Source organism: Serratia sp. TSA_7 (assembly GCF_052692135.1).
This window is the reverse complement of the sequence record NZ_JBQZFU010000001.1, coordinates 603,195-620,255: the sequence shown is the minus strand read 5'-3', so window position 1 is coordinate 620,255 and position 17,061 is coordinate 603,195. Positions and strand designations below refer to the sequence as shown.

Here is a 17,061-nt window from a genome sequence, read left to right as displayed (position 1 = left end):
GGGCGAAATTTAACACATTGATTAAAGATACCTTAATGAGCACCTCCGATAACCGTAACCGTTCTGCATCGTCATCCTCCCGTTATTCCCTGCCCGATCGCGCAGGCGATTTGCGCCAGTTGGGGCAACTAACCGGCGCGGCCTGCGCCGTGGAGTGCGCCGAGATCGTCGAACGTCATAACGGGCCGGTGATGCTGATCGCCCCGGACATGCAGAACGCCCTGCGGCTGCGCGACGAAATCCAGCAGTTTACCGATCAAATGGTGACCACGCTGCCCGACTGGGAAACCCTGCCCTACGACAGTTTCTCGCCGCACCAGGAAATTATCTCAGCCCGTCTGTCGAGCCTGTACCACCTGCCGACCATGGTGCGCGGCGTCATCATTCTGCCGGTAAATACCCTGATGCAGCGCGTCTGTCCGCACGAATTCCTGCATGGCCACGCGCTGGTGATGAAAAAGGGCCAGCGCCTGTCGCGCGAAAAACTGCGCGCCCAGCTGGAGCAAGCCGGTTACCGCAGCGTCGATCAGGTGATGGAGCACGGCGAGTTCGCCACCCGCGGCGCGCTGCTCGATCTGTACCCGATGGGCAGCGAAGAACCTTACCGCATCGATTTCTTCGACGATGAAATCGACAGCCTGCGCATCTTCGACGTCGACACCCAGCGCACGCTGAGCGAAGTCGAGGCCATCAACCTGCTGCCGGCCCATGAATTCCCGACCGACAAAACCGCCATCGAGCTGTTTCGCAGCCAGTGGCGCGAGCAGTTTGAGGTGCGCCGCGACGCCGAACATATTTACCAGCAGGTGAGCAAAGGCACCTGGCCGGCCGGCATCGAATACTGGCAACCGCTGTTCTTCAGCCAGCCGCTGCCGTCGCTGTTCAGCTACCTGCCGGCCAACACGCTGATCGTCAATACCGGCAACCTGGAGAGCGCCGCCGAGCGCTTCTGGCTGGACGTTAACCAGCGTTACGAAAGCCGCCGCGTCGATCCGATGCGCCCGCTGCTGGCACCGGACAACCTGTGGCTGCGGGTTGACGCGCTGTTTGGCGAATTGAAAGCCTGGCCTCGCATGGCACTCAAAACCGAAGCGCTGCCTGCCAAAGCCGGCAACACCAACCTGGACTATCGCGCGCTGCCGGATCTGGCGGTGCAAGCCCAAAATAAAGCGCCGCTGGACCAGTTGCGCCGCTTTACAGAAAGCTTTGACGGCAGCGTGATTTTCTCGGTCGAAAGCGAGGGCCGCCGCGAAACGCTGCAAGACCTGCTCGGCCGTATCAAACTCGGCACGTCATTGATTCAACATCTCGATCAAGCCGAACCGGCCGGCCGCTATATGATGGTCGGCGCCTCGGAACGCGGTTTCCTCGACGGCATGCGCAACCGGGCGCTGATCTGCGAAAGCGATCTGCTCGGCGAACGCGTCAGCCGCCGCCGACAGGACAATCGCCGCACCATCAATACCGATACCCTGATCCGCAACCTGGCGGAGCTGCATCCCGGCCAGCCGGTGGTGCATCTGGAACACGGCGTCGGGCGTTACGTTGGCCTGACGACGCTGGAAGCCGGCGGCATCAAGGCCGAATACCTGATCCTGTCCTACTCCGGTGAAGACAAACTCTATGTGCCTGTTTCTTCGCTGCACCTGATCAGCCGCTATGCCGGTGGCGCAGATGAAAACGCGCCGCTGCACAAGCTGGGCGGTGACGCCTGGACACGCGCGCGGCAGAAAGCCGCGGAACGGGTGCGGGACGTGGCGGCCGAGCTGCTGGATATTTACGCCCAGCGCGCCGCCAAATCCGGCTTCGCCTTCAAACACAACCGCGAACAGTATCAGCTGTTCTGTCAAAGCTTCCCGTTTGAAACCACCCCAGACCAGGAACAGGCAATCAACGCCGTGCTGAGCGACATGTGCCAGCCGCTGGCGATGGACAGGCTGGTGTGCGGCGACGTCGGCTTCGGCAAAACCGAAGTGGCGATGCGCGCGGCCTTCCTGGCGGTGGAAAACGGCAAGCAGGTGGCAGTGCTGGTGCCCACTACGCTGTTGGCGCAGCAGCACTTCGACAACTTCCGCGATCGCTTCGCCACCTGGCCGATTCGCATCGAGATGATGTCGCGTTTCCGCAGCGCCAAAGAGCAGCAACAGATCATGGACGACGCCGTCGACGGCAAAGTGGACATTATTATCGGCACCCACAAACTGTTGCAGAGCGATCTGCGCTGGAAAGATCTGGGGCTGCTGATCGTCGATGAAGAACACCGTTTCGGCGTGCGCCATAAAGAACGCATCAAGGCGATGCGCGCCGATGTGGATATCCTGACGCTAACCGCCACGCCGATCCCGCGTACGCTGAATATGGCGATGAGCGGCATGCGCGACCTGTCGATTATCGCGACCCCGCCGGCCCGCCGCCTGGCGGTGAAAACCTTCGTGCGCGAGTACGACAGCCTGGTGGTTCGCGAGGCGATCCTGCGTGAAGTGCTGCGCGGTGGCCAGGTTTACTATCTGTACAACGACGTGGAGAACATCGAGAAAGCCGCGGAGAAACTGGCTGAGCTGGTGCCGGAAGCGCGTATCGCCATCGGCCACGGCCAGATGCGCGAGCGCGATCTGGAACGGGTGATGAACGATTTCCACCACCAGCGTTTTAACGTGCTGGTCTGTACCACCATTATCGAAACCGGCATCGATATTCCCAGCGCCAATACCATTATCATCGAGCGCGCCGATCGCTTCGGGCTGGCGCAGTTGCATCAGTTGCGTGGTCGCGTAGGCCGTTCGCACCATCAGGCCTACGCCTATCTGCTGACGCCGAATCCGAAGGCCATGAGCACCGATGCGCACAAACGGTTGGAAGCCATCGCTTCGCTCGAAGATCTCGGCGCAGGCTTCGCTTTGGCGACCCATGACCTGGAAATCCGCGGCGCGGGCGAGCTGCTGGGTGAAGATCAAAGCGGCCAGATGACCACCGTCGGCTTCTCGCTGTACATGGAGCTGCTGGAAAGCGCGGTCGACGCATTGAAAAACGGGCGCGAGCCGTCGCTGGAAGATCTCACCAGCAACCAAACCGAAGTGGAGCTGCGCATGCCGGCCCTGCTGCCGGACGATTTTATCCCGGACGTGAACACCCGTCTGTCGTTCTATAAACGCATCGCCAGCGCGAAAAACGACGGCGAACTGGAAGAACTGAAGGTGGAGCTGATTGACCGCTTCGGCCTGCTGCCCGATCCGGCGCGCAACCTGTTGCAAAGCGCGGCGCTGCGCCAACATGCGCAGAAACTGGGGATTAAGCGTATCGAAGGGAACGAGCGCGGTGGTTTTATCGAGTTTGGCGAGAAGAATCGGGTCGATCCGGGTTACCTGATTGGCCTGCTGCAGAGCAATCCGCAAATTTATCGCCTGGATGGGCCGACCAAGCTGAAGTTCATGCTGGACCTGACCGATCGTCAAAAGCGCCTGAAGTTCACCGAGGAGCTCTTGGCCGCATTCCGCGAGCATACGTTGGCGGCCTGACTGTCGGCCCCGGCGGCAGCTATATTGCCCGGCTGCGGTTCTAAGTTATCGCCAAGCTGTCTATCCCGTTTTTTCAGTTCGGGATACTCTGTCCGCAGCCAAGATTAACGGGGGTAGCCATGAATACTGATGATGAGTTGCGTGCGCTCAGCGAACAGGAAGCCACGCTGACCTTTAGCCATTTTGACCATGCAACCGCCTGGGAGCTGGGCACGGCGCTGAAGACCGCCGCAGAGCAGCGGCGTTTGAGTATCGCCATCGAAATCCAGTTGGCCGGGCAAACGCTGTTCTATTACGCGATGCCTGGCACCACGCCGGACATCGCCGACTGGGTGCGGCGCAAACGCAACGTGGTGAATCACTTTCACAAAAGCTCTTACGCTATCGGCCTGCGCTTGCAACAGCGGCAGGCGACGCTGGAGGAGCGCTATGGCCTGAGCGTGCGTGACTACTCGGTGCACGGCGGCGCTTTTCCCATCAATCTGGCGGGCATAGGCTGCATCGGCACCCTGAGTATCTCCGGTTCACCGCAGTTGGAGGACCATAACCTGCTGGTCGGCACGCTGGCGCATTTTCTCGGTTTATCCCTGCCCTCGGTGCATTAAGCGGTAAAAGTCTCTTTATATTTACCAGACCGGCCACCTTACCCGCGGCCGGTCTGGTTTTCCCGCTTACCCCACCCGACCAAAATAGCGTAACTCCGATTTTCTGCGTCCGTTTGATGTATATCTAGGAATCGCCGCCGCAACTGGCGTAGTCTGTCTATCAGCTATTCGAGACGGACCTTACCTGGCCCGCCATTCCGTTCTCTTTTATAGACTTGGTCCGCACCTTAGATGAAAACGCATGAAATTAACGGCATCCGGCCGTTCAGCGCGCTGATTGACGCCTGCTGGCGAGAACCCTATTCCCTGCAAAGCCTGCTTAAAGACGCCATCGCCGGCGTCACCGTCGGCATTATCGCCATCCCGCTGGCGATGGCGCTGGCGATCGCCAGCGGCGTGCCCCCCCAGTACGGACTTTACACTTCGGCAGTCGCCGGAATAGTGATCGCCATCTGCGGCGGTTCGCGCTACAGCGTCTCCGGCCCCACCGCCGCCTTTGTGGTGATCCTCTACCCGGTATCGCAGCAGTTCGGCCTGTCCGGCCTGCTGATCGCTACCCTGCTTTCCGGCGTGTTTCTGGTGATTATGGGCTTGGCTCGCTTCGGCCGGCTGATTGAATATATTCCCCTGTCCGTCACGCTGGGCTTTACCTCCGGGATCGCCATCACCATCGCCACCCTGCAAGTGAAGGATTTCTTCGGTCTGCAACTGGCGGCGATGCCGGAAAATTATGTCGGCAAGGTTTACGCCCTGTTGCAGGCGCTGCCGACGCTGGATATCGGCGATACCTTGATCGGCGCGGTCACGCTGCTGATACTGGTGCTCTGGCCGAAGCTCGGCGTGCGGGTGCCCGGTCACCTGCCCGCGCTGCTGGCGGGGATGGCGGTCATGGGCATTTTGGCGCTGTTTGACCATCAGGTGGCGACCATCGGTTCCCGCTTCAGTTACCTGCTGGCCGATGGCAGCCGCGGGCACGGCATCCCGCCGATCTTGCCGCAACTGATGCTGCCGTGGGATCTGCCTGCCGCTGACGGCAAGCCGATGCCGCTGAGCTGGCAGACCCTCTCCGCCCTGCTGCCGGCGGCGTTTTCCATGGCGATGCTGGGCGCGATTGAATCGCTGCTGTGCGCGGTGGTGCTGGACGGAATGACCGGCAAAAAACACAACTCCAACACCGAACTTATCGGCCAGGGCGCGGGCAATCTCATCGCGCCGTTTTTTGGCGGCATTACCGCCACCGCCGCCATCGCCCGTTCGGCAGCCAACGTGCGCGCCGGCGCTACCTCGCCGGTGGCCGCCATCATCCATGCGCTGCTGGTGCTGCTGGCGTTGCTGGTGCTGGCGCCGTGGCTGTCCTGGTTGCCGTTGTCGGCGATGGCGGCGCTGTTGCTGATGGTGGCCTGGAACATGAGCGAAGCGCACAAGGTGGTTTATCTGCTGCGCCGAGCGCCGAAGGACGACATTCTGGTGATGTTGCTGTGTATGTCGCTGACGGTGCTGTTCGATATGGTGATCGCCATTACCGTGGGCATAGTGCTGGCCTCGCTGCTGTTTATGCGCCGCATTGCGCGCATGACCCGGCTGAGCGAACTGAGTGCCGAAAACGGCCGCCTGGTGCTGAGAGTGAACGGCCCGCTGTTCTTCGCCGCCGCCGAGCGCATTTTTAATGAATTGCTGGCGCGCAGTGAAAACTATGACGTGATTGTGCTGCAATGGGACGCGGTGCCGGTGCTGGACGCCGGGGGCTTAACCGCCCTGCAACGTTTTATTGAGGCCTTGCCCGCAGGCAAGCAGTTGGCGATCACCGATATTCCGTTCCAGCCGTTGAAAACGCTGGCGCGGGCGCGGGTGCAACCGATCGAGGGAAAATTGCATTTCTATTCAACGCTGCCGGAAGCGCTGGCGGCGCTGGACGCTTAAAAAAGCAAAAGCCCGACAAGTCGGGCTTTTTTAGACGCGGAAACCGGCTTAGTTGCTGGTATCCAGCTCTGGGAAGCTCTTCACCAGATCGTCGATGGCTTTCATCTGCACCAGGAACGGCTCCAGCTTGTCCAGCGGCAACGCGGATGGGCCGTCGCACTTGGCACTGTTCGGCTCCGGGTGCGCTTCGATGAACAGACCGGCCAGACCTACCGCCATACCGGCGCGCGCCAGTTCGGCAACCTGCGCACGACGACCGCCGGAAGCGGCGCCAAACGGATCACGGGTCTGCAGGGCGTGGGTAACGTCGAAGATCACCGGATGGCCACCGGTCACGTTCTTCATCACGTTGATGCCAAGCATGTCGACCACCAGGTTATCGTAGCCAAAGTTGCTGCCGCGATCGCACAGGATCACCTGATCGTTACCGCCTTCCTTGAACTTGTCGACGATGTTGCCCATTTGCCCTGGGCTGACGAACTGTGGCTTCTTGACGTTGATCACCGCGCCGGTTTTCGCCATAGCTTCAACCAGATCGGTCTGACGCGCCAGGAAAGCCGGCAGTTGGATAACATCAACCACTTCGGATACCGGCTGCGCCTGTGACGCTTCGTGCACGTCGGTGATGATTTTCACGCCGAAGGTTTTTTTGATTTCTTCGAAGATTCTCATCCCCTCTTCCAGACCCGGACCACGGTACGAGTGAATGGAAGAACGGTTGGCTTTATCAAAAGAGGCTTTGAAAACGTAAGGAATGCCCAGTTTTTGCGTCACGGTGACGTAGTGCTCGCAGATGCTCATCGCCAAATCGCGCGATTCCAGCACGTTCATCCCGCCAAACAGCACAAACGGCAGATCGTTCGCTACGTTGATGTCGCCAATGCTAACTACTTTCTGTTTCATGCTTTCGCCTTTGTTGATGTTATACCCGTAGCCTTCCAGGCCTCGGCTTGAAATTCACCGGGTATTTTAAATGAATTAATGCAGCGTAACCTGTTTAGGTTCAATCGAGTGGATCTGCACTTTGATCACTTCGCTGACCGGATCTTCAGGACACTGTTCGACAAAATAGTTGAGATCGGAAATAGCGATATGGTTGCATTCCAACTGGGCGTAGATCAGCCCGCGGTCGCGGATCTCGTAAGGATCGTCCGGATCGAAGCACAGCACCGTTTCGCTGGCGCGCAGGGCCAATTCCATCTGTTTTTCTTCCATCAGGGAGGCTTTCAGCGTATCCAGCATTTTACGCACCACCATGACGTTTTCTGATTCATCGAGATCGTCGTCTTCCAGCTCAGCGCCCAGACCCAGGTTGCCTTTGATCCACACTTCCAACTGATGCTCATTCAGCGTTTCGCCGTTCAGCGGGTTGATCAGCCACATTTCTTCATCCAGCCAGTCTGCACGCAGGATCAGTTGGGTGGGGAAAATAACCGGCAACAGCGGCAAATCGAGATGATGGGCGATATGCAGGAAAATGGTGCCGAGCGAGACCGGCGTACCCTGACGCCCCTCCAGCACCTTGTCGAGCCAGATAGCGTCGGACAGGCGATACACGCCGCCTGCACCGCCAAAACCCCAGGTTTTGAAGAACAGCTCAATGAGTGCGTCGAGTTGCTGTTCCTGGTTGAGATCCTGCGGCATGGCCGCGCGCGCGTCGTCGACCAGCTGTTGCAGCTTGCGTTCGACTTCGGCGACGGGGAAATCACGCCGCACCGACTGCGATACCAGGATTACGCCCTCGCTCAGCAGCGAGGTGTTAAATTCAAAATCAGCAATGCTACTCATAAGTATCCCATCAGAAAGGGTAATTTCGTCGTGGCAAGTTTAATTATCAGGTACAGACAGCCCAGCGCCAGCACAAACGCCAAGGTGCGCAGGTTCTGGCTTTTGGTCTTCTTGCCCAATGCGACGTAACCAAGCAGGATATAGATAATAACGCCAAACAGCTTCTCGGTCAGCCATGAGTCCATGCCCAGCAGCGGATAAAGCTTGAACATCACCACCAGCGCAATGCCGCTGGCGAACAACACCGTATCATTAACGTGCGGCGTTATCTTCACCCAGCGCTTGTTCAGCATGGCCGAATTGCGCCACTTCCAGAAAAAACGCAAGACAAACAAGGCAATACTGAGGGCGACCGTCAACAAATGCAGATTTTTTAACGCCGTGTAGACTGCCATATCGCTTCCTTTTTATTCGCTGTGTGCTTCGTTATTGTTGGTTTTCAGTTACTGCGGCCATTGGCCAAACGTCACGCGATCGTTATCGCCGTAGTCACGGCGGGTAGCGACCGAAATAAAACCGGCAGCCTGCAGCAGCGCGCGTACGCTTTCCCCCTGCTGCCAGCCATGTTCAAGCAACAGCCAACCCTGTGGCTGCAGATAATGCGGTGCTTGCTGCACAATGGCGGCCAAATCCGCCAACCCGTGCTGTTGAGCCACCAGCGCGCTGCTTGGCTCGAAACGCACATCCCCTTGCGCCAGATGCGGGTCAGCGGCGTCGATATAAGGCGGATTACTGGCGATCAGGACGAAAGTTTGGCCGGCCAGTGGTTCGAACCAACTGCCTTGCAAGAACTGCGCGTTACCTATTGCCAGTTTCTGCGCGTTATGCTGCGCCAGCGCCACCGCTTCCGGCTGTAAATCAACGCCGGTCACCGCGCAATCCGGGCGTTCGCTGGCCAGCGCCAATGCAATGGCGCCGGTGCCGGTGCCCAGATCGAGGATAGTGCAGGGAGAAGGCGGCAAGCGCTCCAGCGCCAGTTCCACCAGGCATTCGGTGTCCGGACGCGGGATCAGGGTTGCGGGAGATACCGACAGCGGCAGCGACCAAAATTCGCGCTCGCCAATCAAATAAGCCACAGGTTCGCCGCGTTCGCGGCGCGCCAGCAGCCTTTCCAACTGTTCTTGTTCCTGCGGCGTCAAAACGGTTTCACCAAACGCCATCAGGAAGGTCCTGGCCCTGCCGGTCACGAAGCCCAGCAGGATCTCGGCATCACGTCGGGCGCTTTCGCTCTGCGTCAGCCGCGCACTTGCCGCCTTCAGCCAGGATTGATAATCCATTACTCAAGCTCTGCGGACAGCGCAGCGAGCTGATCGGCCTGATATTCCTGCACGATCGGTTGAATCAGCATGTCCAGCTTGCCTTCCATCACCTCGTCCAGACGGTAAATCGTCAGGTTGATGCGGTGATCGGTCACCCTGCCCTGCGGGAAGTTGTAGGTACGGTTACGGTCAGAACGATCGCCGCTGCCCAACAGGTTGCGGCGGGTTGACGCCTCTTCCTGCTGGCGCTTGGCCATTTCGGCAGCACGGATGCGTGCGCCCAGCACCGACATCGCCTTGGCTTTGTTCTTGTGCTGCGAACGCTCATCCTGGCACTCCACCACAATGCCGGTCGGCAAGTGGGTGATACGGATCGCCGAATCTGTGGTGTTGACGTGCTGGCCGCCGGCACCGGAGGAGCGGAAGGTATCGATTTTTAAATCGCCCGCATTGATCTCCGGCAATTCGGCTTCCGGCACTTCCGGCATCACCGCCACGGTGCAGGCGGAAGTATGAATACGCCCCTGCGACTCGGTTTCGGGTACGCGCTGCACGCGGTGGCCGCCGGATTCAAATTTCAGTTGGCCGTAGACGCCGTCGCCGGAGACCTTGGCAATCACTTCTTTATAACCGCCATGTTCGCCTTCGTTGGCGCTCATGATCTCGACACGCCAGCGGCGCGTTTCAGCATAGCGGCTGTACATGCGGAACAGGTCGCCGGCGAAGATCGCCGCTTCGTCACCGCCGGTACCGGCGCGCACTTCCAGGAAGATACCGCGTTCGTCGTCCGGGTCTTTCGGCAGCAGCAGCACTTGCAACTGCTGTTCAAGTTCTTCCGTCGCCGCCTTGGCCTGCTTCATCTCTTCTTGCGCCATCTCGCGCATTTCAGGATCGTCCAGCATCATTTCTGCGGTAGCCAGATCCTCTTGCACCTGACGCCATTCCAGGAAACAACGGCTGACATCGGTCAGTTGCGAGTATTCGCGCGACAGGGCGCGGAACCGATCCTGCTCGGCGATAACGCCGGCATCGCCGAGCAGCGCCTGCACTTCTTCATGGCGCTCTTGTAACGCTTCCAGTTTGGCAACAATAGAAGGCTTCATGCGTGGTATTAAACCCTGTTAAAAGAGAAAACTAATGCTGATCCAGCCCGAGGCTGTCGCGTAATAATTGCAACCGCTCCACGTCGCCATCGCCGGCGGCCTGCTGGAGGGATTTGGTAGGGGCATGAATAAGGCGGTTGGTCAGCCGGTGGGCCAGTTCGTGAATAACCTGTTCCACGTCAGCGCCTTGCGCGATGGCTGCCAGCGCTTTGGCTTCCATTTCGGCGCGGATCTGGTCGGCCTGCGAGCGATAGTCGCGAATGGTTTCCACCGCGCCCTGAGAGCGCAGCCAGGCCATAAAATTGGTGCTTTCCTGCTGAACGATCGTTTCCGCCTGCACCGCCGCGGCTTTGCGCTGCGCCAGGTTGCTTTGAATGATGGCGTGCAGATCGTCCACGCTATAAAGATAAGCATTCGCCAGCTTACCCACTTCCGGCTCGATATCGCGCGGCACGGCGATATCCACCAGCAGCATCGGCTGGTTGCGACGTGCTTTCAGGGCACGCTCCACCATCCCTTTGCCGATGATCGGCAGCGGGCTGGCGGTAGAACTGATGATGATGTCGGCATCCGCCAGACGTTCGTCGATTTCCGGCAACGTGATCACTTCAGCGCCGACTTCGTCTGCCAGCAACTGGGCGCGTTCGCGGGTACGGTTGGCGATAATCATATGCCGCACTTTATGCTCGCGCAGATGACGCGCCACCAGTTCAATGGTTTCGCCGGCGCCGACCAGCAGCACGTTCAGATCGGCCAGCGATTCGAAGATTTGGCGCGCCAGCGTACAGGCGGCGAAGGCCACGGAAACTGCGCTGGCGCCGATTTCAGTTTCGGTGCGCACGCGTTTGGCGACGGAGAAGGATTTTTGGAACAGACGTTCAAGCTCGCCGGAAAGCGACTGGCCGCGTTGCGACTCGGCGAAGGCTTTTTTCACCTGCCCGAGGATTTGCGGTTCGCCCAATACCAACGAATCCAGCCCGCTGGCTACGCGCATCAGATGGCTCACGGCGTCGTTGCCGTGGTGCCAATACAGGCTTTTGCTCACTTCTTCCGGGCGCAGGTGATGGTATTCACACAGCCAGGCTACCAGCTGTTCGTGAAGGTGTTCCTGTTGCTCCACGCTGAGATAAAGCTCGGTGCGGTTACACGTAGACAACACCACACCGCCCTGCACCAACGGTTGTTGGAGCAAGCTGGTCAGCGCCTGATCGATAGACTCTGGGGAGAAGGTCACCCTTTCACGCAGAGAAACCGGAGCGGTTTTGTGATTTATACCTAACGCCAGCAGGGTCATTGCTTCGAGTAATACTTCTGTTGGTACGGGTTCTCGTTGAACGGCATTCTACTTGATGCGCGGGATCAATAAAAGTAACAACCGCATCTTCCGTTCAATCACTGATATAGCCTAAACCAATCAATGAATAATAATAAATTCAAAAAGTTAAATTATATCCAGATCAATAAGCACACTAAATTTTAGTTTGAAACGCGACGATCCGCACAGTATTCATCAATAAGTTATCCTGATTGAACGCTTATGGTCGCCCAAATAGTAAGCAGAGCTCTCTTCGTCGCCGGTTAGGGCGCCGGCATGCTGCGCCGGCACCTTAAGGCTGCCGCGGCTTATTTGGCTGCAGATTCCCCGTTGAACCTTACGTCGCTACAGCTGAAAAAGGTTTCTCTCGCTGGGTCCTGCCGTTCCCACTGCACATACAACAGGGTTTGCTTCCCGTCAGCACGATCGGCCGGGATCTTAACCTCAATCTGGTAGACGCCGGCATATTTGACATGGTTGCCTTTGGCCGGCGGCGGAACTGTCACTTTAGTCACCTCAAGCGGTGTCAGATCGCTCCATTTCAACTTATCCGTGGCGGCATTGAAACTCGGCTTGGCAAGCGACACCGTCCACTTGCTCGGCTCATGCACCTGGGTAGCGTCGAAGTACAGCGTAGCCTGGCCGTCTTTTACCGAGACGCTGCTCACATACCAGTCGGCATGCGGCTGGTCGATGCCTTCAAACTTGGCGATGCCCGCCGAGCAAAGCTGGCCATCGGGGACCTTGTCTGACGGATGCTGGGTACCTTGCAGGTTTTGCGAGTAGGCGGGCCATTCGGTAAACATCTGGCGGCGTTCCCAAATAGGAATAGTCTCCGCTTTGTACAAAAAGGCATTTCTGCAGGCCGCATTAGGTATGTTCGAGCCATCATCCGGGTGGTTGTAACCGCCGTCCTGTTCACAAATCACCTGACGCGCCTTGGGAATCAAGGTAGCGCCATGCTTTGGCCCGATCGCTTTCGCTTCGATATTCTCGGCGGCATGCGCCGGCATCGTTAATGCAAACAGCATTCCTGCCAACAGAGAAAAACGCTTTTTCATACGAAATACCTTATTTCATTATGTATAGGGGTTGAGATGCCCGCATCGCCTGCGTGACGCAGATGATGCGCAGCAGGATAGCCCTGCTATCCATTTGGCTTTACCAGCATAGACATCCCCTCAGCAAATTGCATAAATAAAATTAATCAATTTGCGCTAAACATCGAATGAAACACGCCTAAATACGCCAATATCATTCATTAAACATTAATTTAATTGCTAACATATGCTGTTTTGGCACAACGCCGTCATGGGCTGCAACCGAAGATATTCTCGCGGCCAGCGCAGCACGACCGGGCGATTGTGTTAATCTTATGGCAACCCAAAGCTCAGCCGCCCGGCCGTCAAAGCGCCTGTTATCGCCGTAAAAAGACGGTGATATTCAGAACGGGGCGTGTTGACGCTATCGCGTTCCCCCGCTAGCGTGAACGCTGAAAAAAGATTTCGCTGCGCATGCCCGCAAGGACAAAAGGACAAGAGAAAGTTATGCCAATCCGCAAAGTTAGTTTGCTACGTCTGATCCCGCTGGCCAGCCTGGTGCTGGCCGCCTGTACCACCACCAAGCCAAGCGGCCCGGCGACCAGCCCAACCTCACCGCAGTGGCGCGCTCACGAGCAAGCGGTGCAACAGCTCGGGCAATATCAGACCCGTGGCTCTTTCGCCTATCTGTCAGACCAGAAAAAAGTCTATGCGCGCTTCTTCTGGCAGCAATATTCGCCGGAACGTTACCGCCTGCTGCTGACCAACCCGCTTGGCAGCACCGAACTTGACCTGAACGTACAGCAAAACGTGGTGCAGTTGACGGACAACCAGGGCAAACGCTATGTCAGCGACAACGCCGAAGAAATGATCCGCAAACTGACCGGCATGGCGATCCCGCTGGATAACCTGCGTCAGTGGATGCTCGGCCTGCCGGGCGAGGCCAATGATTTCACGCTGGATGATCAGTACCGCCTGAGCAAACTGACTTATCGGCAAGGCGGCCAGACCTGGACCGTGGATTACCAGGATTACAACAGCGATCTCAAGCCGCAGCTGCCAAGCCGCCTGGAACTGAAACAGGGCGATCAACGCATTAAACTGAAAATGGATAACTGGACCCTCAAATGATCCGCCAGTGGCCATCTCCCGCTAAACTTAATTTGTTTTTGTACATTACCGGCCGGCGCGAAGACGGCTACCACCTGCTGCAGACGCTGTTCCAGTTTCTGGATTACGGCGATACGCTGACCCTCGACGTGCGGCAGGATGACCGCATCCGCCTGCTGACGCCGGTCGATGGCGTGCCGGACGAGCAAAACCTGATTGTCCGCGCCGCCCGCTTGTTGCAACAGCATTGCGATAGCCACGGGCTCAAAACGCTCCCGCGCGGCGCCGATATCAGTATCGATAAGCGCCTGCCGATGGGCGGAGGGCTGGGAGGCGGCTCGTCCAACGCCGCCACCGTGCTGGTGGCGCTGAATGAGCTGTGGCACTGCGGGCTGAGCGACGATCAGTTGGCGGAGCTGGGATTGACGCTGGGTGCCGACGTTCCGGTCTTTGTGCGCGGCCATGCGGCGTTTGCCGAAGGCATCGGCGAACGGTTGCAGCCGGCAAATCCGGCGGAAAAGTGGTATTTGGTGGCGCATCCGGGCGTCAGCATCCCTACCCCGGTTATTTTTGGCGACGCGGAATTAAAAAGAGACACCCCGGTTCGCCCGTTAAATGTGCTGTTGCAGGCAACTTACGCAAATGATTGCGAACCAATAGCAAGAAAACGTTTTCGCGAGGTTGAACAGCTTCTTTCTTGGCTGTTAGAATACGCGCCGTCACGCCTGACTGGCACAGGTGCATGTGTGTTTGCTGAATTCGACACAGAAATCGCCGCCCGTCAGGTGTTAAATCAAGCTCCGGAGTGGTTGTGTGGTTTTGTAGCGCGTGGCGTTAACGTCTCTCCACTACATCGCATCCGTTCCGGGCAGATTGAACCGTAGTTCTCGTTTCGCTGCGCAGGGTCATGCACACCTGGCCCTGTAATCCCTGCGCCGCTGCGGTTTCAAGTTAGTTTTTTACACACCCGTATGATATTGCGCCGGCATCGTTAACTGCCCCTTATCGAAGGCCGTACGACAATATCTTCTCTGGACGCATGCCTGAGGTTCTTCTCGTGCCTGATATGAAGCTTTTTGCTGGTAACGCCACCCCGGAACTAGCACAACGTATTGCCAACCGTTTGTACACCAGCCTTGGTGACGCCGCTGTAGGTCGTTTTAGCGACGGCGAAGTGAGCGTGCAAATCAACGAAAATGTACGCGGCGGTGATATTTTCATCATCCAGTCCACCTGTGCCCCTACCAACGACAACCTGATGGAACTGGTTGTTATGGTAGATGCCCTGCGTCGCGCCTCCGCAGGTCGTATTACTGCTGTTATCCCTTATTTCGGTTATGCCCGCCAGGATCGCCGCGTGCGTTCTGCGCGTGTGCCAATCACGGCCAAGGTTGTCGCCGATTTCCTCTCCAGCGTAGGGGTTGACCGCGTATTGACGGTGGATCTGCATGCTGAACAGATTCAAGGCTTCTTCGATGTTCCGGTAGATAACGTGTTCGGTAGCCCGATCCTGCTGGAAGACATGCTGCAACAGAATCTGGTGAACCCAATCGTGGTTTCCCCGGACATCGGCGGCGTAGTGCGCGCCCGCGCTATCGCCAAACTGCTCAACGATACCGATATGGCTATCATCGATAAACGCCGCCCGCGTGCGAACGTTTCTCAGGTAATGCACATCATTGGTGACGTAGCAGGCCGTGACTGCGTGCTGGTTGACGACATGATCGACACCGGCGGTACCTTATGTAAAGCGGCTGAAGCGTTGAAAGAACGCGGTGCCAAGCGCGTATTTGCCTACGCGACGCACCCGATCTTCTCCGGTAACGCCGTTGAAAACATCAGGAACTCGGTGATTGATGAAGTGATCGTCTGCGACACCATTCCGTTGTCTGCAGAAATCAAGGCACTGAAAAACGTACGTACTCTGACGCTGTCAGGCATGCTGGCTGAAGCCATCCGCCGTATCAGCAATGAAGAGTCAATCTCTGCAATGTTCGAGCATTAATTCGTTCCCTTTCGGTGCGGTGTCCTGCCGTACCGGAAGAGCCTATTGCCCGGCAGCAGAAAAAGAAAAACCCGTTGGTGCGCAAGCAGCAACGGGTTTTCTACTCGTAGTCAAACATGACCTTAGACCTGAGTGCGCGGCAGATCTCCTTTGCCGTAATGCCGCTCCCTTTCGTTTTTTTAATCAATGCGACGAACGATGCTGATCGTTGCGGCAGCGTTTATCGAAGTGTTTTACCCACCAGTAACGATCGGCAACCTGCTCGCGACCGCCGAGACGGGCACCGACCAGCCACAACAACGCACCCACGAAAATACTCATGATGGCGCCATGGGCGAAAAGTTGCGGTAAATCGAGCTGCGATACTTCAGCAAGAATGTTGTATCCGACGCCGCCGATCATCACGACCAGCCCCAGCCCCATAAAAAAGTTGCCCATTCTGCACGCGTTTCTACGTTTCATTTGTCACCTCCATTGCGCTTTATGCCAACCGGGATAACTCAGCAAAGGGTTAACCCACTTTGATAAATTAAGTATAGCCCCTGGTCCGACAAGGGGTTTGCGGAGACGATCACAAATGGTAAAGAAAACGTGACAAATCTTTACCTTATCCTGCTTGTTAGCCGACAAATTGAATTGTTTTTCTAATGAATTATTCAATTTTCAGTCTATCGCTGAATCAATACTCGGGGCTGGGCATCAGGATTTTGTCATTCGCGGCGGCGGCAGGTAGACTAATGCCCTTTCCATTATCTCGATCATAGCGAATTTCCCAGTGAGCAGTATTAAATTGATAGTCGGCCTGGCGAATCCGGGCGCTGAATATGCCCAGACGCGGCACAACGCCGGCGCCTGGTACGTAGATTTGCTGGCCCAGCGCCATAACCAGCAGTTGAAGGAAGAGAGCAAGTTCTTCGGCTATACCGCACGGCTGAACCTGGCGGGTAACGATGTGCGCCTGCTGGTACCGACCACCTTTATGAACCTGAGCGGCAAAGCGGTGCTGGCGATGGCCAGTTTCTACCGCATTGAGCCGGACGAAATCCTGGTGGCGCATGACGAGCTGGATATCCCGCCGGGTGTCGCCAAAATCAAACTCGGCGGCGGTAACGGCGGCCACAACGGGCTGAAGGATATTCAGAACAAGTTCGGCAATAACCCGAACTTCTACCGTTTGCGCATTGGCATTGGCCATCCGGGCGATAAAAACAAGGTCGTGGGATTTGTGCTCGGCAAGCCACCGGCCAGCGAGCAAAAAATGATTGATGAAGCGATAGATGAAGCCGCCCGCTGTACCGAAGTTCTGATGACTGACGGGCTGGAGAAAACCGTTCGCCGCCTGCACAGCTTCAAGGCGCAGGCCTGATGGTTGCCGCAGCGGGCATACCGCCCGCTGCTAGC

General features: G+C 57.4%; 15 protein-coding genes. 7 read left to right on the top strand and 8 right to left on the bottom strand.

Features of this window, described 5'->3' with window-relative positions:
- The first annotated feature begins 35 nt into the window (after window positions 1–35).
- From mfd to dauA, 3 genes are all read left to right on the top strand, one after another.
- On the top strand, window positions 36–3,515 hold the full coding sequence (gene mfd / locus ACUTQW_RS03035) for a transcription-repair coupling factor (protein ID WP_006324813.1): 3,480 nt from the start codon (window positions 36–38) through the stop codon (window positions 3,513–3,515).
- A gap of 119 nt (window positions 3,516–3,634) precedes the next feature.
- Window positions 3,635–4,120, top strand: a complete 486-nt coding sequence (locus ACUTQW_RS03030; RefSeq protein ID WP_004943239.1) for a heme-degrading domain-containing protein — start codon at window positions 3,635–3,637, stop codon at window positions 4,118–4,120.
- Between the two features lie 231 nt (window positions 4,121–4,351).
- A complete protein-coding gene (gene dauA / locus ACUTQW_RS03025; RefSeq protein WP_020438866.1) occupies window positions 4,352–6,040 on the top strand; it encodes a C4-dicarboxylic acid transporter DauA in 1,689 nt (562 codons plus the stop codon).
- Window positions 6,041–6,088: 48 nt separating this feature from the next.
- Here the strand turns inward: dauA and kdsA are convergent, their stop codons facing one another.
- The 7 genes from kdsA to ACUTQW_RS02990 all read right to left on the bottom strand — a co-directional run bounded on the left by kdsA (window position 6,089) and on the right by ACUTQW_RS02990 (window position 12,566).
- Window positions 6,089–6,943, bottom strand: a complete 855-nt coding sequence (gene kdsA, locus ACUTQW_RS03020) for a 3-deoxy-8-phosphooctulonate synthase (protein WP_004943235.1) — start codon at window positions 6,941–6,943, stop codon at window positions 6,089–6,091.
- Between the two features lie 75 nt (window positions 6,944–7,018).
- Complete coding sequence (gene sirB1, locus ACUTQW_RS03015; protein WP_004943232.1) at window positions 7,019–7,828, bottom strand: invasion regulator SirB1; 810 nt, start codon at window positions 7,826–7,828, stop codon at window positions 7,019–7,021.
- Entirely contained in the window at window positions 7,825–8,223 is a 399-nt protein-coding gene (locus tag ACUTQW_RS03010) for a SirB2 family protein (RefSeq protein WP_064798780.1), read from the bottom strand. Before ACUTQW_RS03010 ends, sirB1 begins: the two co-directional genes overlap by 4 nt.
- 48 nt (window positions 8,224–8,271) lie before the next feature.
- Window positions 8,272–9,105: a peptide chain release factor N(5)-glutamine methyltransferase gene (gene prmC / locus ACUTQW_RS03005; protein WP_004943227.1), complete on the bottom strand. Its 834-nt coding sequence runs from the start codon at window positions 9,103–9,105 to the stop codon at window positions 8,272–8,274.
- Window positions 9,105–10,190 carry a peptide chain release factor 1 gene (gene prfA / locus ACUTQW_RS03000; protein WP_004943225.1) on the bottom strand — a complete coding sequence of 362 codons (1,086 nt, stop codon included), beginning with the start codon at window positions 10,188–10,190 and terminating at the stop codon, window positions 9,105–9,107. The genes prmC and prfA overlap by 1 nt, the downstream gene beginning before the upstream one ends.
- 31 nt (window positions 10,191–10,221) lie before the next feature.
- Complete coding sequence (gene hemA, locus ACUTQW_RS02995; protein WP_006324808.1) at window positions 10,222–11,484, bottom strand: glutamyl-tRNA reductase; 1,263 nt, start codon at window positions 11,482–11,484, stop codon at window positions 10,222–10,224.
- A gap of 329 nt (window positions 11,485–11,813) precedes the next feature.
- Window positions 11,814–12,566: a lytic polysaccharide monooxygenase gene (locus tag ACUTQW_RS02990; protein ID WP_006324807.1), complete on the bottom strand. Its 753-nt coding sequence runs from the start codon at window positions 12,564–12,566 to the stop codon at window positions 11,814–11,816.
- Between the two features lie 486 nt (window positions 12,567–13,052).
- Between ACUTQW_RS02990 and lolB the strand changes: the two genes are divergently transcribed.
- From lolB to prs, 3 genes are all read left to right on the top strand, one after another.
- On the top strand, window positions 13,053–13,676 hold the full coding sequence (lolB, locus tag ACUTQW_RS02985; RefSeq protein WP_004943214.1) for a lipoprotein insertase outer membrane protein LolB: 624 nt from the start codon (window positions 13,053–13,055) through the stop codon (window positions 13,674–13,676).
- A complete protein-coding gene (gene ispE, locus ACUTQW_RS02980; protein WP_004943212.1) occupies window positions 13,673–14,539 on the top strand; it encodes a 4-(cytidine 5'-diphospho)-2-C-methyl-D-erythritol kinase in 867 nt (288 codons plus the stop codon). Before lolB ends, ispE begins: the two co-directional genes overlap by 4 nt.
- A gap of 173 nt (window positions 14,540–14,712) precedes the next feature.
- On the top strand, window positions 14,713–15,660 hold the full coding sequence (gene prs / locus ACUTQW_RS02975; protein WP_004943207.1) for a ribose-phosphate diphosphokinase: 948 nt from the start codon (window positions 14,713–14,715) through the stop codon (window positions 15,658–15,660).
- A gap of 183 nt (window positions 15,661–15,843) precedes the next feature.
- On the opposite strand, the gene ychH is transcribed toward prs, so the two are convergent.
- Entirely contained in the window at window positions 15,844–16,122 is a 279-nt protein-coding gene (gene ychH / locus ACUTQW_RS02970; RefSeq protein WP_004943205.1) for a stress-induced protein YchH, read from the bottom strand.
- 313 nt (window positions 16,123–16,435) lie between these two features.
- Between ychH and pth the strand changes: the two genes are divergently transcribed.
- On the top strand, window positions 16,436–17,026 hold the full coding sequence (pth, locus tag ACUTQW_RS02965) for an aminoacyl-tRNA hydrolase (protein ID WP_004943204.1): 591 nt from the start codon (window positions 16,436–16,438) through the stop codon (window positions 17,024–17,026).
- Window positions 17,027–17,061 lie beyond the last annotated feature (35 nt).

Bases quoted from the DNA above. Each gene is read 5' to 3' on its own strand.
- ispE (WP_004943212.1), top strand. From the start codon at position 13,673: ATGATCCGCCAGTGGCCATCTCCCGCTAAACTTAATTTGTTTTTGTAC.
- sirB1 (WP_004943232.1), bottom strand. From the start codon at position 7,828: ATGAGTAGCATTGCTGATTTTGAATTTAACACCTCGCTGCTGAGCGAG.
- prmC (WP_004943227.1), bottom strand. From the start codon at position 9,105: ATGGATTATCAATCCTGGCTGAAGGCGGCAAGTGCGCGGCTGACGCAG.
- lolB (WP_004943214.1), top strand. From the start codon at position 13,053: ATGCCAATCCGCAAAGTTAGTTTGCTACGTCTGATCCCGCTGGCCAGC.
- prfA (WP_004943225.1), bottom strand. From the start codon at position 10,190: ATGAAGCCTTCTATTGTTGCCAAACTGGAAGCGTTACAAGAGCGCCAT.
- mfd (WP_006324813.1), top strand. From the start codon at position 36: ATGAGCACCTCCGATAACCGTAACCGTTCTGCATCGTCATCCTCCCGT.
- ychH (WP_004943205.1), bottom strand. From the start codon at position 16,122: ATGAAACGTAGAAACGCGTGCAGAATGGGCAACTTTTTTATGGGGCTG.
- ACUTQW_RS02990 (WP_006324807.1), bottom strand. From the start codon at position 12,566: ATGAAAAAGCGTTTTTCTCTGTTGGCAGGAATGCTGTTTGCATTAACG.
- ACUTQW_RS03030 (WP_004943239.1), top strand. From the start codon at position 3,635: ATGAATACTGATGATGAGTTGCGTGCGCTCAGCGAACAGGAAGCCACG.
- ACUTQW_RS03010 (WP_064798780.1), bottom strand. From the start codon at position 8,223: ATGGCAGTCTACACGGCGTTAAAAAATCTGCATTTGTTGACGGTCGCC.
- dauA (WP_020438866.1), top strand. From the start codon at position 4,352: ATGAAAACGCATGAAATTAACGGCATCCGGCCGTTCAGCGCGCTGATT.
- hemA (WP_006324808.1), bottom strand. From the start codon at position 11,484: ATGACCCTGCTGGCGTTAGGTATAAATCACAAAACCGCTCCGGTTTCT.
- kdsA (WP_004943235.1), bottom strand. From the start codon at position 6,943: ATGAAACAGAAAGTAGTTAGCATTGGCGACATCAACGTAGCGAACGAT.